A 20721-nucleotide genomic window follows, 5' to 3' on the forward strand; every position below is an offset into this window, starting at 1 on the left:
TCAGGGTTTCTTCGCGGCGTGCCGTAGCTGCAGGATGCGCACACCGCCGACCAGCCCCATCACCAGCGCGCCCGCGATCACCGAAAGCAGCACCGTGATGCCGAGCGGCAGCGAGAAATCCCAGAACAACAGGTTGACGTTGGCCTGGTCGAGATTCTGGATGATGAAGATCAGCAGGACGATACCGATGACGGCCGCAGCGAGCAGCCCGATCCAGGTGTAACCGGTCCGCGAACCATGGACGCCCTTCGGGGTGGTCCGTTTGGCGGGAACCTGCTCACCGCGCCGATGCTTGGGCGCGGGCGGCTCGGGAGCGGGCGGTACCGGTTCGTGTTCGGCGGAGGCGCCGGATTCGGCATTGGTGGACATGGTTCGATCATGGCCGACAGCTATCACGGGTGCACGCATCTTCTCGATAACAGCGTTCGGCGTGGCGGCCCGGCCATCGACGGCCCGGCATCGTTTGGGACAATGGTGGAATTATGGCCACCTCCCTGCCCCTTGTGTTCGATGCCCCGCGTCGCGGTATGCCGCCGCGCCACCTCGCCGATCTCGACGCGGACGAGCGCAAGGCCGCGGTGCAGGACCTCGGCCTGCCCAAGTTCCGGGCCGACCAGTTGGCCCGCCAGTACTACGGCAGGCTGCAGGCCGATCCGGAACAGATGACCGATCTGCCCGCCGATGTGCGCGCGAAGGTCGGCGAGACGCTGTTCCCGCCGTTGCTGTCGGTGGTCCGCCATCTCGCCTGCGACGAGGGCGACACCCGCAAGACCCTGTGGCGCGCGCACGACGGCACTCTGCTGGAGAGCGTGCTCATGCGCTACCCCGACCGCAACACCCTGTGTATCTCCAGTCAGGCCGGATGCGGCATGGCCTGCCCGTTCTGTGCGACCGGGCAGGCGGGGCTCAACCGCAATCTGTCGACCGCCGAGATCGTCGACCAGGTGCGGGCCGCCGCGGCGGCGCTGCGCGACGGTGAGGTGCACGGCGGTCCGGGCCGGCTTTCCAATATCGTGTTCATGGGCATGGGTGAGCCGCTGGCCAATTACAAGCGAGTGGTGAACGCGGTGCGTCGGATCACCTCGCCCGCGCCTGATGGGCTCGGGATCTCCCAGCGGTCGGTGACGGTGTCGACGGTCGGCCTCGCACCCGCGATCCGCAAGCTGGCCGACGAGGACATGTCGGTGCGGCTGGCGGTGTCGCTGCACACGCCTGATGACGAGCTGCGTGACACGCTGGTGCCGGTGAATAATCGGTGGTCGATCGCCGAGGTGCTCGATGCCGCGCGGTATTACGCGGACAAGTCGGGTCGGCGGGTGTCGATCGAGTATGCGTTGATTCGTGATGTCAACGATCAGCCGTGGCGGGCGGACATGCTGGGCAAGAAGTTGCACAAGGCGTTGGGCCCGTTGGTGCACGTGAACCTGATCCCGCTCAACCCGACCCCGGGCAGCGAGTGGGACGCCAGCCCCAAGCCGGTCGAGCGCGAGTTCGTGCGTCGGGTGATCGCCCAAGGTGTGTCGTGCACGGTGCGTGACACGCGTGGGCAGGAGATCGCCGCTGCGTGTGGGCAATTGGCAGCCGAGGGCTGATCGAGTTCTGGCACGGATTTCGGTCGCTCGGGGGCGGAACCGGCATCTTCTTCTCCGACGAGAACACCTGCCGGGGGCCGCTGGGAGTGATGACCGACTTCGCCGGTCCGATCGACCTCTTTCGCCTGACCACGGTCAGGCTGCCGACGACCAGTTGACACACGGCGGTGACGGCCCGATGCCGCCGGTGGGCTCGGTGCCCAGGCGACGACGCACCTATTCGATGCGGACGGGCTGGGTGAAGTCGTCGTAGGGGAGGGGGCCGTCGACGAAGGCGTTGATCGTCATCGAGGTGAGGGTGATGTCGCCGCCGTGGTTGTCGAGGAAGGCGATGTCGGAGGCGTCGCGGCCGGTGGCGATGCGGACGAGGCTGGGGCGCGGGGCGAGGCAGGTGGGGTCGAGGGTGTGCCACATGCCGTCGACGTAGGCTTCGGCGACGGCGTGGAAATCCATCGGGACGCAGCCGGGGGCGTAGACCGCGGCGACCCTGGCGGGGACGCCGACCGCGCGGAGCAGCGCGACCACGAGGTGGGAGAAGTCGCGGCAGACCCCGGTGCCCGACAGCAGGGTTTCCACCGCGCCGTCGATCGGCGCGCTGCTGCCCGCGACGTAGGAGATCCGTCGGCCCACCCATGCCGCGACGCGCGCCGGCATGCCGGGGTCGACGATGCCGTACCCGAATTCGGCGGCCGCGTAGCCGAGCAGCTTGTCCGATTCGGCGTAGCGGCTCGGTCGCCGGTACAGCGCGATCTCGTAGTCGGTGGCCGGTTCGGGGATCGCGGTGCCGAGCACGGTCGCCTGGTAGTCCACCCTGAGGGTGCCCGCGGGGGCGTCGAGCACGTGCAGCCGGGTGTGGTGCGGGCCGATGACTTCGCGCGGGGTGAGGTGGACGCCGTCGAGCACACAGGTCATGGATTCGGTCAGGTCGATGCCGGGTTGCCTGGCGACGGCGATCTGCCATTGCAGGACCGTGTCGGCATGGACCGTGATCTCCATGGCGGCGGAGACGTCACGTTTCACGCCTCCAGCGTGACAGGCGAAGGAGCCTACGGCGACCCGAACACGCCCAGCGCGGTGCTCCGGTGTGCGCGGCCCACGTTGCCGCCGAGGTGTTACCCGTGTGGGACCACAACGATGCGGGCATCCGAGATCGTTGACTATGGCGCGCGAAACAGCCTCTGTCACAGTTACTCTCGAGCTCGAAGCGGGCAATGCCTCGCTGATGATGCTCGGCAAGATGCTCGGCCCCACCGGAATCCCGCCCTTCGAGGTGAAACGCCGCTACGATGCGGCGACCGCGGACCAACGGGGCGACATCGTGCCCGCGGTCATCACGATCGACGCCCGCAAACGGTGGACCATGCGGCTCAAGACGCCGCCGACGGCCTCGCTGATCAAGAAGGTGCTCGGCACCGCGGGCTCGCCGCAGCCAGGGCACAAGCGGGTCGGCTCGATCTCCCGGGAACAGTTGCGCCGCATCGCGATCCGCAAGCTCCCCGATCTCAACACGACCGATGTGGCGGCGGCGATGCGGATCGTCGCGGGGACCGCGCGGTCGATGGGTGTGCGCGTCGAGGACTGAACCCGCCGCCCGAACCGCCGGCACCGAGGCGCACACGGTGGGGAGGGCGCTAAGTTGGTGTCGGCCGTTCGGCACCTGGCGTGCCGACGGCCGGACCGACAGTGCGGAACAGCGGGGGATACATGCTTGCGACGGGTGAGGTCTTCGCCGGGTACGCGATCGAGCGGCAGTTGGGTCAGGGCGGGATGGGGTCGGTGTATCTGGCCAGGCATCCCCGGCTGCCGCGGCGGACCGCGTTGAAGCTGCTGAACGCGGAGTTGTTCGCCGACAACGAGATCCGGGCCAGATTCGAGCGCGAAGCCGATCTCGCCGCGCGGCTGGAACATCCGAATATCGTCACGGTGTACGACCGCGGGGTCGAGGACGGGCGGCTGTGGATCAGTATGCAGTACGTCGACGGTGTCGACGCCGCGGCGATCGACCCGCCGGTGTCCGCGGAGCGCGCGCTGCACATCATCGATGGCACCGCCGCCGCGCTCGATCACGCGCACCGCAACGGCGTGCTGCACCGTGATGTGAAGCCCGCCAATATCCTGCTCGCCGAATGGGACGGCGGCGAGCGGGTCCTGCTGACCGACTTCGGCATCGCCCGCCCGCGCGAGGACACCCAGAACCTGACCCAGACCGGCACTTTCACCGCTACCCTCGCCTTCGCCTCGCCCGAGCAGCTCACCGGTGCGCCACTGGATCATCGCGCCGACCAGTATTCGCTGGCGTGCACGCTGTACTCCCTGCTGACCGGGATCGCGCCGTTCGAGGCGACGAACCCGGTGCTGGTGATCCAGGGGCACCTGCAGCAGCCGCCGCCCTCGCTGCGCGCGCACCGCCCCGAGCTGCCGCCCGCCGTCGACGCGGTGCTGGCGCGAGCGTTGGCCAAACGGCCCACCGACCGCTTCAATTCGTGCGCCGAGTTCGCCGCCGCGGTTCGGCACGCGCTGTACGGAACCGGTTCCCGACCCACCGCTTTCTCGGGAAGTGGTCCGCACTCGCTGCCGACCGGTCCCGCACCCCGGCGTGAGCCTTATGTTTATGCCCCGGCGGCGCAGCAGCGGGCTCCGCACCCGCATCCGGCGGCTGTGCGCCCGGCAAACGATGTCGTCGCTGCGGCGCCTGCCCGGACGGGACGCCCCGGGCGGCGCCGGGCTCCCGCGGTTCTGTGCACGGTCGCCGCCGTCGTTCTCGGGGTCGGGTATTGGGGTTGGCAGGACGAGAGCACCTTCGTCTCGGAGTTGCTGAACCGTTCGCGGGCGCACCGCGACATCGCCGCGATGTCGTCGGCCTTTCCCCAACTGCTGCCGCCGGGCGAGCTCGATGGGCTCAGCTACGACAACCCGTTCATCGAAGGCACCGGCCACGGCGGTCGCACCTGTTCGGCATACGTCAACACCATTACCCGCAACCAGCTGATGTGGGAGCGGACATTCGAGGCGGCCGCTGCCACGTGGTCCTGCCGGGCCGCCGACATCGACGAGACCCATGTCGCGTTGTACGCGTTCCCCACCGCCGAGTCCGCCGCGGCGGCCGTCGCCGACTTCGCCGACAAGACCCGCAACGTGGGCCGTGGCGAGTCCGGCACCCGCCGCGACGACCACCGGATCGACGGCGCCGAGCAGGTCGGCCTGGTCGTGGTCTCCACGTTCAGCGATCCGGCGCGCGAACGATGGGTACTGGTGACCTCCCGGTCCTCGCACTCGGGGCAGGACTATCCGGCGTTGCTGAAAGACCTCGTCGCGCTTCCGATGAGCTGATCGTGGCACCGGGGCTTCGGCCGACGTCGGTCCCGGCACGATCGCCGTTTTGGTAGGGTCCAGCGCGTCGGACGACGAGCGAGATTCGGGGGTCAGAGTGGTTTCTGACGGGACGGTGTTCGCCGGATACACGATCGACCGGCAGTTGGGCCGCGGCGGCATGGGGTCGGTGTATCTGGCCAGGCATCCACGGTTGCCGCGCTGGACCGCGCTGAAACTGCTGAATCAGGAGCTGTACGCCGACGCCGAGATCAGGGCGAGATTCGAGCGGGAAGCCGATCTGGTCGCCCAGCTCGACCACCCGAACATCGTGACGGTGTTCGATCGCGGGGTCGAGGACGACCAGCTGTGGATCTCCATGCAATACATAGACGGGGTGGACGCCTCCACCCTCGACCACCGGACGCTGCCGCCGGATCGCGCGGTGCAGATCATCGGCGAGACCGCCGCGGCACTCGACTACGCGCACCGGGCCGGGGTGCTGCACCGTGATGTGAAGCCGGCGAACATCCTGCTGGCGCGCTCCAACAGTCAGGAGCGGGTCTATCTCACCGATTTCGGCATCGCCCGCCTGCGCGACGACTCGGGGCATCTGACCGAGACCGGTTCGTTCACCGCCACCCTCGCCTATGCCGCGCCCGAACAGCTCACCGGCGCCGCGCTCGATCACCGGGCCGACCAGTACTCACTGGCCTGCACGCTGTTCGTGCTGCTCACCGGCACCGCGCCGTACGAGGCGCCGAGCCCGGCCGCCGTGATCACCGGACACCTGCAGGCGCCGCCGCCGCCGATCAGCCCGCGGCGCGGTGGACTGCCGCCGGTGCTGGACGCGGTGATGGCGCGGGCGCTGGCCAAACGGCCGGCGGACCGGTTCACCTCCTGCGAGGAATTCGTCGACGCGGTCCGGCGGGCCATGCGCACCGGAACCACCGGTGCCAGGCCCGTCGCCCGGCCGCCCTCGGGGCCGCACGCTCAGCCGTTCGTCGGGATGAGCCCGATGCGCCCGGTCAGTGCCCCGAGCACGCCGGTCGCCCCGCGCCCGATGCCAGGCGTCGCGCCGCAGGCGATGCCACCGCGACCGGGGCCGCCGCCGTCGATGCCGCAGCGACCGGTCGCCCCCGCGGCCTGGCAGGTGCCGGGGCCGCGCCCGCCGGTTCCGCAACAGCCTGCCCCTTCGGGCGGCGGCTGGGGTTCGGTGCTCGTCACGTTGGCGATCGTTCTGGTGGTGGTCGTCCTGGTGATCGGTCTGCTCTGGGTGATCACGACCCTGTGAGCGGTGCGTCGGGGCGGGCGGCGGGTGCCATATTCTTGGCGGAATGAGCGACTTCGACGTCACCGCCGCCGACACCATCGACCTCGCCCGGTTGCGTCGTTTCGTCGCCGTCGCCGAGGAGTTGCACTTCGCGCGCGCCGCGAAGGGGCTGCGGATCTCCCGGCAGGCCCTCAGCGCCACTGTGATCGAGCTGGAGCAGGAACTCGGCACCAGGGTTTTCGTGCCCGGCGCCTCGCCGACCCAGCTCACCGAGGACGGTGCCGCGCTGCTCGTCCACGCCAGGGCGCTGATCAGCGCGCACGAACAGGCCGAGCGCGAGCGCATCCCCGAGGCGCCCGCGAGCCTGCGGGTGGGGTTCGTCCCCGGGGTGACCGTCACGAAATGGGCGCGGGTCTGGGACGAACGGCTGCCGGATCATCCACTGGAGGTCGTCGGGATCGCCCAGGCCGAGCAGGTGGCCGCGCTCCGCGACGGGCGGGTCGACCTGTGCTTCGTCCGGCTGCCGATCGAGCGGGACGGCATGCACACCATCGCACTGTGGCAGGAGACCCCGGTGGCCGTCGTGCAGAAGGACGACGCACTGTCACTGCTCGAGACGGTCACGCCCGCCGACCTGGCCGGTGAACGACTACAGGACAGCACCGATCTCGACCTGGCGGCCGAAACGCTCGCCCTGGTGGCGGCGGTCGGCGGTGTGAGTGTGGTCCCGCAGTCGATCGCCCGGCTGCATCATCGCCGCGACCTGGTGTATCGCCCGATCGCCGACACCCCGTTCACCGAGATCGCGCTGGCCTGGCCCACCGGAACGCACAGCGAACTGGTCGAGGAATTCGTCGGCATCGTGCGCGGCCGCTCGGCCAACTCCTCGCGCGGCACCGCGGTGGCCGAACCGGCGCGCCGGGCCACGGGGACACCGGCACGCAAACAGCGGAGCCGCACCGGGCAGGCGCGCAAGCCGGCCGCCAAGCAGCAGAGCGGGCAGGGCCGTGGACGCAAGAACGTCAGGCGGGGGCGCTGACCTACCCGGCAGACGAAAACGCCTGCGGCGCACGCGCAGTGCGACCGCAGGCGGGAACGTCGGTGCCGCGGACTATCGGGGGATCCGCCGGGTGAGCGAGTCGACGACCATGATCGTGGCCAGCAGGCCGGCCAGGCAGATGAGGTAGATGTCCTCCACGTGGCCGCTGTGGTTGCCGATCGTCATGCCGAGCAGGGCGATGACGACGAACCAGCCCGCGAACAGGAAGGTCTTGCGCGACTCGCCGCTCCAGCCCCACGCGGCCGAGGGCACCTCGGCGGGGTCGACGCTGGTGGCGACGGCGCGCTCGGTGCTGGCTTTTTCGAGGTCCGTGGCGGCCACGATCGCTCCTTAGGGCTCGAGTTCTGGTTGGGCGAGTAGGCATATCGTGGCATACGACCGTTCGTCGTAGCCAGCAGCCCTGCCACAATGGGCCCGTGTCCCACCCAGCAACGCGTGCCGCACACGGCCGTTCCATGTCCACCGACCGGGTGAAGGTGCTGCTCCTGGGCAGTACCGGGTCGATCGGCACCCAGGCGCTCGAGGTGATCGCCGCCAACCCCGACCGGTTCGAGGTGGTCGGGCTCGCCGCGCGCGGCGGCAACCCGGCCCTGCTCGCCGAACAGATGGCCGCCACCGGCACCCGCAATGTCGCCGTGGCCGATCCGGCCACGGCGCAGGCGCTCGACCTCGAACTCGGCGGCCCGGCCGCGGCCACCGAAATCGTGCGCCGCACCGAGGCCGACGTCGTGCTCAACGCCCTGGTCGGCTCGCTCGGGCTGGAACCGACCCTCGCCACCCTCGAACAGGGCACCCGGCTGGCGCTGGCCAACAAGGAATCGCTGGTCGCCGGTGGTTCCCTGGTGACACGTGCCGCCGTGCCCGGACAGATCGTGCCGGTGGATTCCGAACACTCGGCGCTGGCGCAGTGCCTGCGCGGCGGTCGCGCCGATGAGGTCGACCGGCTGATCCTCACCGCCTCCGGCGGGCCGTTCCGCGGCTGGACCACCGCGATGCTCGAATCGGTGAACCCCGCCGAGGCCAAGACCCATCCCACCTGGTCGATGGGTCCGATGAACACGCTGAACTCGGCCTCGCTGGTGAACAAGGGCCTCGAACTCATCGAGACCCACCTGCTCTTCGGCGTGCCCTACGACCGCATCGACGTCACCGTGCACCCGCAGTCGATCGTGCACTCGATGGTCACCTTCACCGACGGCTCCACCCTGGCCCAGGCCAGCCCGCCGGACATGAAGCTGCCCATCGCGCTGGCGCTGGGCTGGCCCGACCGCATCGCGGGCGCGGCCGCCGCCTGCGATTTCGGCACCGCCGCCACGTGGACCTTCGAACCGGTCGACGACAAGGTCTTCCCCGCGGTGCGGCTGGCCCGCCAGGCAGGCGAGGCAGGCGGCAGTGTGACCGCCGTCTACAACGCCGCCAACGAGGTCGCCGTGCAGGCCTTCCTCGACGGCACGATCACCTTCCCCGGGATCGTGCGCACCGTCACCAGGGCGGTCGAGGCCGCCGATCGCTGGCGCGCCGAACCCGATACCCTGGACGACGTCCTCGCGGCCGATCGCTGGGCACGGGAGTACGCGGCAGGAATCATCACGTCCTGACCGAGCACCTGCGCTACGCCCGGACACACCGACCGAACCGAACACCACGTGTTCGGCGGCGAGGTCACGAGGCCGAAAACCCGCGGCGCCAGCCGCCGAAAGGAAGAGCCTGATGGTATTCGCGCTGGGGTTCGCGCTGTTCGCCCTCGGTATCACGATCTCGATCGCGCTGCACGAGTGCGGGCACATGTGGACGGCGCAGGCCACCGGCATGAAGGTGCGCCGGTACTTCATCGGCTTCGGGCCGAAGGTGTTCTCCTTCCGCCGCGGCGAGACCGAGTACGGCCTCAAGGCGCTGCCGCTGGGTGGGTTCTGCGATATCGCGGGCATGACGGCGCTCGACGAGCTCGAGCCCGAGGACGTCGACCGGGCCATGTACCGCCAGGCCACCTGGAAGCGGATGCTGGTGATGTCCGGCGGCATCGCGATGAACTTCCTGCTCGGCTTCATCCTGCTGGTCGTGCTCGCGGTCGGCTGGGGCCTGCCGCAGCTGGAACAACCGCCTGCCACCGCGCTCGGCAACATGGGCTGTGTCGCGCAGGAGACGCCGGAGGGGAAGCTGGCGCCGTGTACCGGCGACGGTCCGGCACAGCGGGCCGGGCTGCAGCGCGGTGACGTGGTGAAGCAGGTCAACGGCGTCGAGGTCACCACCTGGGCGCAGTTCCAGGCCCAGACGCAGCAGCAGACCGGCACCTTCACCTACACCATCGAGCGGGCAGGCGAGACGAGCACCGTGACGGTCACGCCCGAACGGGTGCTGCGCTCGACCAAGGACGGTCCGCTGCGCGAGGTGAGCGCGGTCGGCGTCGGCCCCGACTACGCCGAACCGAAGCAGTACGGCCCGATCGCCGCGATCCCGGCGACGGTGTCGTTCACCGGTGACTTCTTCGTCGAGACGGTGAAGTCGCTGGCCAAGATGCCGCAGAAGGTGTCGGCGCTGTGGGAGGCCGTCACCGGCGGCGAGCGCGACCCGGAGACCCCGGTGAGCGTGTACGGCGCCAGCCGCATCGGCGGCGAGACCGCGGAGCGCGGCCTGTGGGGCATGTTCATCCTGGTGCTGGCGAGCCTGAACTTCTTCCTCGGCGCCTTCAATCTGCTGCCGCTGCTGCCGCTGGACGGCGGGCATATGGCGGTGGTCCTCTACGAGAAGGCCAGGGACACGATCCGCGGGTTGTTCGGCAAAGCCCCTGCCGGTCCGGTCGACTATCTGAAGTTGCTTCCCGTGACCTATGTGGCTGTGGTGATCGGCGGTGCGTTCATGCTGCTGACCCTGGCCGCCGACATCGTCAACCCGATCCGCCTGCCCTGAGCCGTCCCCGGCCCGCTGTCGCGCACCTCACCGGGCGGCGGGTCACCGGGCGCGACTAAGCTCGGACCCGAAACGACCGGTCATTCCGCGACCCGTACACGAAAGAAGGCAGCCGACCGTGACCAGCACCATCGGATTGGGGATGCCCGCCGCTCCCGCTGCTGTGCTCGCTCCCCGGCGCAAGACCCGCCAGCTGAAGGTGGGCAGTGTCGGTGTCGGTAGCGACTCGCCGATCTCGGTGCAGTCGATGACCACCACCAAGACCCACGACGTGAACGCGACGCTGCAGCAGATCGCCGAGCTCACCGCCTCGGGCTGCGACATCGTCCGGGTGGCCTGCCCGCGCCAGGAAGACGCCGACGCGCTCGCCACCATCGCCAGGAAGTCGCAGATCCCGGTGATCGCCGACATCCACTTCCAGCCCCGCTACATCTTCGCCGCGATCGACGCGGGCTGCGCCGCGGTGCGGGTGAACCCCGGCAACATCAAGGAATTCGACGGTCGCGTCGGCGAGGTCGCCAAAGCCGCGGGTGCCGCTGGTATCCCGATCCGCATCGGCGTCAACGCCGGTTCGCTGGACAAGCGGATGATGGAGAAGTATGGCAAGGCCACCCCGGAAGCGCTGGTCGAATCCGCGCTGTGGGAGGCGAGCCTGTTCGAGGAGCACGGCTTCGGTGACATCAAGATCTCGGTCAAGCACAACGACCCGGTGATCATGGTGGAGGCCTACCGCCAGCTGGCCGCGCAGTGCGACTACCCGCTGCACCTCGGGGTCACCGAGGCCGGTCCGGCGTTCCAGGGCACGATCAAGTCGGCGGTGGCGTTCGGCGCCCTGCTCAGCGAGGGGATCGGCGACACCATCCGGGTCTCGCTGTCGGCCCCGCCCGCCGAGGAGGTGAAGGTCGGCGGCCAGATCCTGCAGTCGCTGAACCTGCGTCCGCGCAAGCTCGAGATCGTCTCCTGCCCGTCGTGTGGTCGCGCCCAGGTGGATGTCTACACCCTGGCCGACGCCGTCGCGGCGGGCTTGGACGGCCTGGAGGTGCCGCTGCGGGTGGCCGTGATGGGCTGCGTGGTGAACGGGCCGGGCGAGGCCCGCGAGGCCGATCTCGGGGTGGCCTCCGGCAACGGCAAGGGGCAGATCTTCGTCAAGGGTGAGGTCATCAAGACCGTGCCGGAGGCGCAGATCGTGGAGACCCTGATCGAGGAGGCGATGCGGATCGCCGAGGAGATGGACGACCAGCCGGGCGAGGCGCCCGTGGTCACGGTCGGCTGACCATACCTCTGGATTCGGCGGTCTCCGTACCGCGTCGCGCGCTTTCGTGGCAGGCTGGTGCCGTGCGGAGTCTGCTGGAGCCGACGCGACGGTCCAAGACCACCCCCGCGCGCCCGGTGGCCGTGCGCGACCTGGGCGAGGTGCTCCGCGTCCTCGATGCCGACCCGGTCGCCTCGTGCATGATCGCGGCCAGGGTGCAGGAGTACGGGCTCGACGCCCGCTCCGGGCTCGGTGAACTGTGGAGCAGCGGCCGCCCGGCCGACTCGCTGTGCTTCTCCGGCGCGAACCTGGTGCCGTTGCGCGGCGACCAGCAGGCCATGCGGGCCTTCGCGGATCGTGCGGTGCGCTGGCCGCGGGTGTGCTCCTCGGTGGTCGGCCGTCGGGAATTCACCCTGCCACTGTGGGAGATGCTCGAACCCAAGTGGGGACCGGCCAGGGACCTGCGTGCCGAGCAGCCGCTGCTCGCGCTGGCCGCGCCCGCGCTGGCCCGCCCGGACAAGGCGGTGCGCCGGGTCAGGCCCGACGAGATCGACCGCTATCTCACCGCCGCGATCGCCATGTTCATCGAGGAGGTCGGGGTCGACCCGCGCGCCGGTGACGGCGGCCGCGGGTACCGGCGCCGGATCCACAGCCTGATCGAATCCGGCAGAGCTTGGGCACGTTTCGAGGACGGCGTGGTGGTGTACAAGGCCGAGATCGGCGCGCTGTCGCGGCGCACCGGCCAGATCCAGGGCGTCTGGGTGCATCCGGACTTCCGCGGCGCAGGTGTCGGCACGGCGGGCACCGCCACCGTCGCGAATGCCGTTGTGGCGACGGGACGTACGGCCAGTCTGTACGTCAACGACTTCAACCGGATCGCCCGGCGGGCCTACAGCCGGGTGGGTTTCCGGCAGATCGCGACCTTCGCGACGATCCTCGTCGACTGAATCCGGGCGTTACGGCGCCGTCATCCGGGGTTTGCCGGGCGGTCGCCGTTACCATCGGTGCCGATGAGGACACCGATGGTAACCACGTTCGCGGTGGCCGCCCTCATGGTGGCGGCGACCGCCTGCTCGTCGGGTCAGCAGGGGCCCGTTCCCGCCGCCGAGGCTTTCGCCGAGGCTTTCGCCGATCGCGACCTCGCCGCGGCCGCCGGACTGACCACCGCGCCCGAACAGGCCACCGCCGCACTGGAATCGACCTGGCAGGCGTTGCAGGCGGAGAACCTGGAGATCCGCACCGGCGACGCCAGGGTCGACGGCGACACCGCGACGGTCGACTACACCTACCACTGGACGCTGCCCAAGGGCCGTCAGTGGTCCTACACCGGCGAACTGCAGATGGGCCGCAGCGGTGGGCGCTGGCTGGTGCGCTGGACCTCCTCCGACATCCATCCGCGCCTCGGCGACACCCAGACCATGGAGTTGCGTACCTCGCCCGCCCCGCGGGCCAGGGTGAACGAGTCGGCGGGCAGCGATGTGCTGGTGCCGGGCACAGTGTCGCGGGTGCTGTTCGACGTGTCGAAGGCACCGGAGCCGGACCGAGTGGCGGGCGCGCTGGCCGCCGGGTTGAGCCGGATCGATCCGGTCGCCTACACCCCGCAGTCGATCCTGCGCGCGGCCCGCACGGCAGGCGGACCGTATTCGGTGATCCTGCTCACCGAATACGAGGCCGCGACCATCGGGCCCGAACTCATCGGACTGCCCGGTGTCACCCTGACCCAGGAGTGGGACATGGTGCCGACCGACCGCAAGTTCGCGCCCGACCTGCTCACCCAGGTGCGCAAGACGGTGATCGCCGAGGTCGACGGCAAGGCGGGCTGGAGCGTGGTCACCCGCAACGCCAACGGCGCGGATCTCGGTGTGCTGCACGAGGTTGCGGCCCAGCCCGCGCCGTCGTTCGCGCTGAGCATCGACCGGTTCGTGCAGAACTCCGCCCAGCACGCGGTGGACCTGCGCACCGAACAGACGATGATGGTGGTGATCCGCCCGTCGACGGGCGCGATCCTGGCCGTGGCGCAGAACAAAGCCGCCGATCGCGACGGTCCGGTCGCGACCAGCGGCCAGTACCCACCCGGCTCGATCTTCAAGACGGTGACCGCGTCCGCGGCGATGGCCGCCGGCATCGCGACACCGGACACGGTGCTGGCGTGCCCGAGCCGCACCACCATCGGCGAGCGCACGATTCCCAACTACAACCTGTTCACTGTCGGCGAGGTGCCGATGGCGACCGCCTACGAACGCTCCTGCAACACCACGTTCGCGCGCCTGGCCAGCCGGCTCGAGCCGACCGCGCTCACCGAGGCCGCCGCCCGGCTGGGCATCGGCCAGGACTACCGCGTGGAGGGATTGCCGACGCTGTCGGGGTCGGTGCCGCCCGCCGACGACATCGTGCAGCGCGCCGAGGACGGGATCGGGCAGGGCCGGGTGGTGACCAGCCCGTTCGGAATGGCGGTGATGGCGGCGACGGTGGCGAACGGGTCGGTACCGGTGCCATACCTGATCGCGGGCAGGCCGACCGAGATCACCGGTGACCGGCCCGCGATCGATCCCGAGGTGATCGACGGGCTGCGGGAGATGATGCGCATGGTGGTCACCGGCGGTACGGCCGAGCGGATCCGGGATCAGGGCGAGGTGTACGGCAAGACCGGTGAAGCCGAGGTCGATGGCGGGTCGCACTCCTGGTTCGTCGGCTACCGCGGCGACGTGGCGTTCGCGACACTGCTGGTCAAGGGCGGGAGCTCGGACAACGCCGTCGCCGTCACCAGGGACATGTTCGCCGCGCTGCCGCCCGGCTACTGAACCGCTGCCCAGACCACCGCGAGGGAACCGGTGCCGGAATGGTCGGTGGCCGTGCGATGCACGACCTCGTGACTGACGACGGGCTCTGGCGCGGCATTGGTACTCGCGCGGTCGAGCAGGTCGATGGCGGCCGCACCACCGACGATCATGCCTGCGGTGGTCAGGATCAGAGTGGAACGCCTCATGGTTCGTCTCCCTCGTTCAGGGCTTCGACGTGCTTTCCCGGGCAGCCTTTCGATGCGTCGGAATAATGTGTTCTCGGGTGAACCGTAGAACTGTGAGCGCGCCCGTGATAGTCGACAACAGCAAGCGTCACGCAATTGTTGCGTTATGTGCGGGCGTGTTCGAACACAACCGGTACCGCGCCGTGATGAAACGGTGAATGATCGGTATCGATGTGGCGAAGTCGCAGCTCAGCGGATAAATGATGGCATTCGGTCGCGGTTACGCGCGTTGCAGAGTCGCGGCCAGATGGTGTTGCAGGGATTCGCCGACGGCGGCCATGCGCAGCGTGTAGTCGATGGTGTCGCCGGTCACGTGGAAAGAACGGCCGAGTGCGGTCACCGGTTTCGCCGATCCGGTCAGCCCGATATTCGTGGAATTCAATTCGAGGCGGATACCGTCGACGGTTTCGGTGATCGTGCCCTCGCAGATCTCGGTGATCCCGGTGGGATGGGCGAGGACCAGCTCCACCCGGCCGGGGGCCGGACAGCGCAGGTAACCGGTCTCGGCGTGCAGCGGCCTGCCGTCGTCGGCGGCCCGCGTCCGCTGCCGGTAGGTGAGAAACGGCCTGCCCAGATGACCGAAGGCGATTTCCTCGGTGTAGTCGAACGGCGCGATGGTCGGGTACTCGCCGTGCCCGCGGCCGCGCCAGCTGCCGAGCAGCGGGGCGAGGGCGGCGATGTCGGGATGCGGGGCGACGGGAGCACTGGATTCGACCACGGGCGACAGCCTAGACCTACCCCCGCGGCACCGGTCACGCCACGCCGACGCCGCGGTCAGGCTAAGGTCAGCGTCGCCTGAAACGCATTCCGGCGCAGGTCGAAAGGAAAGATGGAACGTGAACGGACAGGTGCGGGGTACCCGCGGGGTACGGTCCGGGCTGATGCGCGGTGTGATTCTCGGCGCGGTACTCGTGCTCGGTACGGCGTGCTCGGGGGACGGCTCCGGCGGTGACGAGGTCGCCGCCGTCGACGGCAATCGATACAGCCAGACGAACCTGGCGGCGAACCGGGATTCCTATCACGCCCAGTTCACCTTCCCCGACCTGGTCGGCGTTCGTGGACTGGCGGACCGGCCCGGCGGCCATTTCTGGGTCGGCGCAGGCCCGAAGGCGTTCCAGTTCTACGGTGACGTGCACACCTCCGACGACCCCAAGCTGCGGAAGCTGGCGCAGGATCAGCTCAAGCTGGTAGGGGTGCCTGCGGGGGAGGTCACCGGCGTGGTGTTCAACCCGGCCCCGCTCAACTCCGATGTGTTCGCCGTGCGCGACCAGTGGGTGGACCTGGACGGTCTGCCGATCCCGCTCGGGGGTTCGTCGCGGTTCATCCTCGCCACCGAGACCGGTAAGCTCGCGGCCTGGACCGAGCAGGCGCCCGACGGTGCGGTCATCCGGCGTGACGGCGGCGCGAACCAGGTCTTCGACGGCTCGTCCCATGGCATGGCGTTCACCGGGATCGCGCTCGCGCCCGCCGGGGACAAGCTGCTCGCCGCAGACTTCGGCAGCGATCCGCAGCTGCGCACCTTCGACAAGTTCTGGCAGCCGGTGGCCACCTCCGGGTTCGCCAACCCGTTCGCCACCGGCGAGCTGATCGACCCGTCGACGCCGGAGAAGGGCAAGAAGGTCGTGCCTGGCGATCCGGCGCCGTACAACGTCACCACGCTCGGCAACCGGGTGTTCGTCACCTACGCGATCACCACACCGGACGACAAGGATCCCGAGAAGTTCGACAAGGGCGCCGCCGCCGCGCTCGACGCCGAGGCAGACGGGGCCGCAGCGGGCACCCCCGATCGCGGCAAGGTCGCCGAGTTCGACGCCACTGGCAAACTGGTGCGCATCATCGACGACGGCGGCAGGCTCAACGCGCCGTGGGGCGTGGCGATCGCGCCGTCGAATTTCGGTGCGCTGTCGGGCAAGCTGCTGATCGGCAACTCCGCCGGGCTCGGCCGGGTGCTCGCCTACGACGACACCACCGGCACCTTCGTCGACTATCTGCGTGACGCCGAGTCGGAACCGATCGAGATCCCCGGCCTGTCAGCGCTGCGATTCGGCAACGGTGACAGCCTCGGTGACGCCAACGCGCTCTACTTCACCGCGGCGCCGGACGACGCGGAAGACGGACTGTTCGGCAGCCTGCGCGTGCAGTGAGCCCGAAAAGGGGCGAATTCCTCCCGTCCGGCAGCGCGATGGGGGACAGTGGTGGCGGGATGATTGCCCGGTGCGCGCGACCCGTGCGGCGGAGGCGTCGTTCCGCCGCACGCGATGGCGCCCGCACCGGGGCGTCGTGCCCGATCGGGAGGTTGACCGGATGCAGATTTCGCACGATGACGTCGCCACTACCGTCGGCGCGCAGCATTCGGCGCGTACGAGCCTGCTCCCCGGTCGCGACGCGTTGCTCGCGGCGATTCGTGGTTTGCCACACGATGACCACCCCCTGCTCGACGCGGCGGGCGAGCTGGCCACCCTGCATCAACTGCGTGAGCGCACTCCGCTGAGCGAGGTGGCCACGCTCGACCGTCGCAGAGGTCAGCTCATGCGCGCGATCGACCGGTGGGCCATCCTGGCCGCGCCGGTGCCCTTCGCCGCCGCCGACGAGCACTGCGAAACGCTCGGCGGGCTCGTCGACCGGATCGCGGGCCACAGCGTCGCGGCGTTCGTCTCGCTGGCCGGTGCCCCCGATTCGGTCTATTACGACGAGTGGGTGCGGCTGGAGGATCTCGCGCGTACCTACCAGCGCCTCGTCGACGAGCTGTGGGCCGGTGTGCGCACGCTGCCCGCGCACGGCCACTGAGTGCCCCCGAAACTGTTGTCTCCGATCATGTTTCGTACGACGTATCATGTGGTGTGAGCACTGACGACGACCTCGACGGCGTGAGCTGCGCCTGGTCGCCCGCGCGGCCGGACGCCTGCGCGGCCGCGCCGGATGCCCACGTCGGTGATCCGGCAGTTCCTGCCACTGGTTCCGGTGGTGTCGTGTCGGGTGGAGGGGCTGGGTGGTCGGCGGTGCTGCCGATCCGGCCCATCGGCGGCCAGGTCGACCGCGCACCGCTGTTCTGCCTGCCCGGCGAGGCGGGCGCGGCGTGGAGCTTCGCAGGGCTCCTCGGACACCTCGACCCGCACACGCCGGTCTACGGCCTGCAAACTCCGATGGACGGCCCGCTCCCCGGCACTGTCGCCGAATCCGCGCTCCGCGGTGTCGCCGAGATCCGCCGCACGGCGCCGCACGGTCCTTATCGGCTGCTCGGCTGGTCGGCGGGCGGTTTCGTCGCGCACGAGATCGCGGTGCGGTTGCGGGCAGCGGGGGAGCGGGTCGAGGTGATCGTCCTCGGCGCCGACCCGGCCGGACGTGCCGCGATGGTGGGCCCGGGGTCCGCGGGAGAACTGGTGACCAGGTTCGGTGCGGTGTACGGCATCGAGGACGACCTCGTCGACCGCACCGCCGAGCAGGCCGCGGCGGCCGTGCGCGCGGCGATGGCCGGAACCGTCGAGGTGACCGGCGCCGAACTGGATCGGCTCACCGCCGCGGCCGCCGCCGCTGTGCTCACGACGGTAGATCATCGTCCGTCCCCGCTCTCCGGCGACCTGATCGTCGGGATCGCGGGTCGCGACCGTGACGGCACGCCACGCCCTGATCCGGATATGGTGCTGCGCAATTGGCGGCCCTACGTCGACGGCACGGTCTCCGGCGTCGTCTTCGACGCGGCACCCGACGAACTCGTCGACCCCGCGTCGATGCCGGTGATCGCCGACCTCCTCACCACCACCGCTACGGCCGCACCGGCGCGAACCACCTGCTGAGTCCGCAGCCGGCCGCGTCGCCCGCCGCCCTGCTGGATCGACTCGACGGTCGCCGCCGCGCCGCAGGAGTCCGGCCGTGTGGTGCCGTCGGCCGAGTGATCGAGGCGGCGCTACCCGGTGGACTCGGCGCGGGTCGCGATCTCGTCGCGTGCCTTCTGGATCAGCACCGCGGAGTCGCGTGGGCTCAGCGCCATCGCCCGTAGCTGGTCGAATATGACGCCGAATCGGCGGATCTCGGAGTGGCCTTCGACCAGGTCGTGCGCGGACATACTCTCGACGTACACCAGTTCCGGGTCGACCGGATTGCGGAAATCGAGCAGCGTGAACGAGCCTGCCATGCCGGGGTGAGCACCCGCGTCGAACGGCAGTACCTGCAGAATCACGTTCTTGCGCTTGGTCTCCTCCAGCAGCCGGTCGAGCTGGCCGACCATGGTGGCTGGTCCGCCGACGACCCTCCGTATCGCCGCCTCGTCCATCACCACCCAGAGTTCGAGCGGGTCGTCCTTGGTCAGGTTGACGGCGCGATCCATCCTCGCCTGCGCCCTGCTCTCCATCACCGCGGCGTCGAGCCGTGGCATCGAGGTGTCGATGACCGCGGCGGCGTAGTCGAAGGTCTGCAGCAGGCCGGGCACCGTCGATGTCTGGTACTGGCGGGCCGACAGTGCTTCCGCCTCGAAGTTGATGTAGGTGGCGTACACCTCGGAGACGGCGCCCTCGTACGCGTGTGACATACCCGGTTTGAGTGCGTCGGTGAGCAGCGCGAGCGCTTCTTCCCGCATTTTGTCGCTGACCTGATACAAGTCGAGCATTGCGCCGAGAGTGCGGCGCTGTGGGCGGGCCTGAGCCATTTCGATCCGGTACAGCGTCGTGACGTTGATTCCGGTTCGTGCGCTGACGTCTTCCTTGCTCAGCCCAGCGGTTTCGCGCAACTCGCGGAGCATCGCGGCCAGCCTGCGCAGCCTGACCGTCAGTGTCGTGCGCTTGCCTGCCATGGTTCCCCTTCGCCTCTGGCGCGCTTCGTGATTCGCATTATTGCGCTGTCCGGCCGCGATGTCACGCGAACGCCCTGGATCGCCAGGATGTAACCGCAGGTTCTGTCAGGGTGGCTTTACCGCAGGAGTGACAACGCAATCTTGCGTTTCGCCCTGCGGGCGAGCATGATCCAGTTAGCCTGGTTGCGAGCAATCCGAACAGAAGACCGGGATAACCGAATCGAGAGCCAATCATGTTGGTACACAAATCTTGGGTGTCGGGTGAATTCGGGGCGAAGCGATGAGCGCGCCGGTGATGGGGGTACTTCCCACGGCGCCGCAATTGTTGTGCGCCTTCCAGGGCAGACGTTTTCAAGATCGGGAACTGTTGCGCTCGGCGCATGCGCTCGCCGAGCTGCACGAGCGGCGGGCACAGGTGCGTGACGCCGCGCTGATCGCCGAAATCGACTGCCGTCGCAGCGAACTCGTCGACGACATCAACGACTGGATCGTGCAGGAGATCCCGCTGCATCGCACCGGTGCCTCGCTGCACACCGAGAGCCTCGGTGCCGTCGTCGACCGCATGGCGCGCAGCTGGGTCGATGCCAATCAGGCCATCGATCTCGACGGTGTGCGCAGCGACAGCACGCACAAGCACTGGTATCACCTCGCCGAACTGGTCGACGGCTACACCGACCTGGTCACCGATGTGGCGGGCGGACGGCGGCGGCTGCCGGAGCAGTAGCCGATCACGTGCGCTCTGTTGACAGGATCGCCTCGAAGGCGATCCTGTCACCCCGGTACAGCGAGCGCACTCGTTCTATCGGTGCGCCGTCGGCGTCGACGCTCCTGCGGTGCAGCAGCAGCATCGGCAGTGCGGTCGTGCACTCGAGCAGGCCCGCCTCCCTCGGTGCGGCAAGCACGGTCTCGATCCGTTCCCGCGCACTGGCGAAGGTGATGCCGGTGGCGCGGATCGCGGCGTACAGCGAGGTGGTCGGGTCGTAGGCGCCGCGCAGTTCGCCGAAGCGGTGCAGCGGAAGGAACGTGCTCTCCAGTCCGATGCGCTCACCGTCGGCGAGCAGCACACGCTCGAGATGCATGACCGGCGTGCCGGGGGCCAGCGCCAGATCGGTGGCCGTCTCGGCGTCGGCGGCGACATCGGACCAGGTGACGACGATGCGGCCGGGTGTGCGGCCGAGGCTGAGCGCTCCCTCGGTATAGGAGCTAAGCGACAGCGGCTGGGTGAGCTTGGGCCGTGAGACCACCGTGCCCCGCCCTTTACGGCGAATCCGGCCCTCCACCAGCAGTTCTCGCAGCGCCTGCCGGACTGTTTCGCGCGCGACGCCGAAGCGGGCGGCCAGCTCGCGCTCGGACGGCACCGGATCGCCTTCGCCGAGCTCGGCCAGTATGGCGTCGATCTCGGTGCGAACGCGAAAGACCTTGGGAACGCGGGTCGTCGTGGGCGGTGCATCCATGTCCGCCAGCGTACCCGAATTGGTCTATACCAAACGTTAACCCAGTGTTCGCCCGCGGCACAC

Annotated in this window: 21 protein-coding genes; 14 read left to right on the forward strand and 7 right to left on the reverse strand. The window is 69.4% G+C overall.

What is annotated here, in order from left to right; translation table 11 throughout:
* Positions 1 to 369 (reverse strand): LapA family protein, encoded by a 369-nt coding sequence (locus ACFOW8_RS16690; RefSeq protein ID WP_378551536.1) that lies wholly within the window; start codon positions 367 to 369, stop codon positions 1 to 3.
* 113 nt (positions 370 to 482) lie between these two features.
* Between ACFOW8_RS16690 and rlmN the strand changes: the two genes are divergently transcribed.
* Positions 483 to 1592, forward strand: a complete 1110-nt coding sequence (gene rlmN / locus ACFOW8_RS16695; protein ID WP_378551537.1) for a 23S rRNA (adenine(2503)-C(2))-methyltransferase RlmN — start codon at positions 483 to 485, stop codon at positions 1590 to 1592.
* Positions 1593 to 1808: 216 nt separating this feature from the next.
* Here the strand turns inward: rlmN and ACFOW8_RS16700 are convergent, their stop codons facing one another.
* Positions 1809 to 2612 carry a transglutaminase-like domain-containing protein gene (locus ACFOW8_RS16700; protein WP_378551538.1) on the reverse strand — a complete coding sequence of 268 codons (804 nt, stop codon included), beginning with the start codon at positions 2610 to 2612 and terminating at the stop codon, positions 1809 to 1811.
* Positions 2613 to 2751: 139 nt separating this feature from the next.
* Here ACFOW8_RS16700 and ACFOW8_RS16705 point away from each other — a divergent pair, with 139 nt between their 5' ends.
* The 4 genes from ACFOW8_RS16705 (at position 2752) to ACFOW8_RS16720 (ending at position 7213) form a co-directional block, all read left to right on the forward strand.
* Positions 2752 to 3174 (forward strand): uL11 family ribosomal protein, encoded by a 423-nt coding sequence (locus ACFOW8_RS16705; protein ID WP_378551539.1) that lies wholly within the window; start codon positions 2752 to 2754, stop codon positions 3172 to 3174.
* 122 nt (positions 3175 to 3296) lie between these two features.
* Positions 3297 to 4922, forward strand: a complete 1626-nt coding sequence (locus ACFOW8_RS16710) for a protein kinase domain-containing protein (RefSeq protein WP_378551540.1) — start codon at positions 3297 to 3299, stop codon at positions 4920 to 4922.
* Positions 4923 to 5019: 97 nt separating this feature from the next.
* Positions 5020 to 6195, forward strand: coding sequence for a protein kinase domain-containing protein (locus tag ACFOW8_RS16715; RefSeq protein ID WP_378551541.1), 1176 nt, complete (start codon positions 5020 to 5022; stop codon positions 6193 to 6195).
* 43 nt (positions 6196 to 6238) lie between these two features.
* A complete protein-coding gene (locus ACFOW8_RS16720) occupies positions 6239 to 7213 on the forward strand; it encodes a LysR family transcriptional regulator (protein ID WP_378551542.1) in 975 nt (324 codons plus the stop codon).
* 72 nt (positions 7214 to 7285) lie between these two features.
* On the opposite strand, the gene ACFOW8_RS16725 is transcribed toward ACFOW8_RS16720, so the two are convergent.
* Positions 7286 to 7555 carry a DUF2631 domain-containing protein gene (locus tag ACFOW8_RS16725; protein WP_378551543.1) on the reverse strand — a complete coding sequence of 90 codons (270 nt, stop codon included), beginning with the start codon at positions 7553 to 7555 and terminating at the stop codon, positions 7286 to 7288.
* Positions 7556 to 7689: 134 nt separating this feature from the next.
* Between ACFOW8_RS16725 and dxr the strand changes: the two genes are divergently transcribed.
* The 5 genes from dxr to ACFOW8_RS16750 all read left to right on the forward strand — a co-directional run bounded on the left by dxr (position 7690) and on the right by ACFOW8_RS16750 (position 14194).
* Complete coding sequence (dxr, locus tag ACFOW8_RS16730) at positions 7690 to 8832, forward strand: 1-deoxy-D-xylulose-5-phosphate reductoisomerase (RefSeq protein ID WP_378551544.1); 1143 nt, start codon at positions 7690 to 7692, stop codon at positions 8830 to 8832.
* Positions 8833 to 8944: 112 nt separating this feature from the next.
* The gene (locus ACFOW8_RS16735; RefSeq protein WP_378551545.1) at positions 8945 to 10141 is read left to right on the forward strand and encodes a M50 family metallopeptidase; all 1197 of its coding nucleotides are present in this window, start codon (positions 8945 to 8947) and stop codon (positions 10139 to 10141) included.
* A gap of 118 nt (positions 10142 to 10259) precedes the next feature.
* Positions 10260 to 11414, forward strand: a complete 1155-nt coding sequence (gene ispG, locus ACFOW8_RS16740; protein WP_378551546.1) for a flavodoxin-dependent (E)-4-hydroxy-3-methylbut-2-enyl-diphosphate synthase — start codon at positions 10260 to 10262, stop codon at positions 11412 to 11414.
* Positions 11415 to 11485: 71 nt separating this feature from the next.
* The gene (locus ACFOW8_RS16745) at positions 11486 to 12340 is read left to right on the forward strand and encodes a GNAT family N-acetyltransferase (RefSeq protein ID WP_378552045.1); all 855 of its coding nucleotides are present in this window, start codon (positions 11486 to 11488) and stop codon (positions 12338 to 12340) included.
* 63 nt (positions 12341 to 12403) lie between these two features.
* A complete protein-coding gene (locus ACFOW8_RS16750; RefSeq protein WP_378551547.1) occupies positions 12404 to 14194 on the forward strand; it encodes a penicillin-binding transpeptidase domain-containing protein in 1791 nt (596 codons plus the stop codon).
* Here ACFOW8_RS16750 and ACFOW8_RS16755 read toward each other — a convergent pair.
* Both ACFOW8_RS16755 and ACFOW8_RS16760 read right to left on the reverse strand, forming a co-directional pair.
* Positions 14188 to 14379: a hypothetical protein gene (locus ACFOW8_RS16755; protein WP_378551548.1), complete on the reverse strand. Its 192-nt coding sequence runs from the start codon at positions 14377 to 14379 to the stop codon at positions 14188 to 14190. The genes ACFOW8_RS16750 and ACFOW8_RS16755 overlap by 7 nt on opposite strands.
* 259 nt (positions 14380 to 14638) lie before the next feature.
* On the reverse strand, positions 14639 to 15136 hold the full coding sequence (locus ACFOW8_RS16760; RefSeq protein WP_378551549.1) for a peroxynitrite isomerase: 498 nt from the start codon (positions 15134 to 15136) through the stop codon (positions 14639 to 14641).
* 163 nt (positions 15137 to 15299) lie between these two features.
* Here ACFOW8_RS16760 and ACFOW8_RS16765 point away from each other — a divergent pair, with 163 nt between their 5' ends.
* From ACFOW8_RS16765 to ACFOW8_RS16775, 3 genes are all read left to right on the forward strand, one after another.
* Positions 15300 to 16562, forward strand: coding sequence for a TIGR03118 family protein (locus ACFOW8_RS16765; protein ID WP_378551550.1), 1263 nt, complete (start codon positions 15300 to 15302; stop codon positions 16560 to 16562).
* A gap of 160 nt (positions 16563 to 16722) precedes the next feature.
* The gene (locus tag ACFOW8_RS16770) at positions 16723 to 17205 is read left to right on the forward strand and encodes a hypothetical protein (RefSeq protein ID WP_378551551.1); all 483 of its coding nucleotides are present in this window, start codon (positions 16723 to 16725) and stop codon (positions 17203 to 17205) included.
* Between the two features lie 53 nt (positions 17206 to 17258).
* Positions 17259 to 18212 (forward strand): thioesterase domain-containing protein, encoded by a 954-nt coding sequence (locus ACFOW8_RS16775; protein ID WP_378551552.1) that lies wholly within the window; start codon positions 17259 to 17261, stop codon positions 18210 to 18212.
* A gap of 110 nt (positions 18213 to 18322) precedes the next feature.
* On the opposite strand, the gene ACFOW8_RS16780 is transcribed toward ACFOW8_RS16775, so the two are convergent.
* Positions 18323 to 19204: a helix-turn-helix domain-containing protein gene (locus ACFOW8_RS16780; RefSeq protein WP_378551553.1), complete on the reverse strand. Its 882-nt coding sequence runs from the start codon at positions 19202 to 19204 to the stop codon at positions 18323 to 18325.
* 364 nt (positions 19205 to 19568) lie between these two features.
* On the opposite strand from ACFOW8_RS16780, the gene ACFOW8_RS16785 reads away from it, so the two are divergent.
* Positions 19569 to 19928 (forward strand): DUF4254 domain-containing protein, encoded by a 360-nt coding sequence (locus ACFOW8_RS16785; protein WP_378552047.1) that lies wholly within the window; start codon positions 19569 to 19571, stop codon positions 19926 to 19928.
* 4 nt (positions 19929 to 19932) lie between these two features.
* Here ACFOW8_RS16785 and ACFOW8_RS16790 read toward each other — a convergent pair whose 3' ends face one another.
* The gene (locus ACFOW8_RS16790; RefSeq protein ID WP_378551554.1) at positions 19933 to 20658 is read right to left on the reverse strand and encodes a GntR family transcriptional regulator; all 726 of its coding nucleotides are present in this window, start codon (positions 20656 to 20658) and stop codon (positions 19933 to 19935) included.
* Positions 20659 to 20721 lie beyond the last annotated feature (63 nt).

This window comes from Nocardia rhizosphaerae (genome assembly GCF_042650365.1).
Lineage (GTDB): Bacteria > Actinomycetota > Actinomycetes > Mycobacteriales > Mycobacteriaceae > Nocardia > Nocardia rhizosphaerae.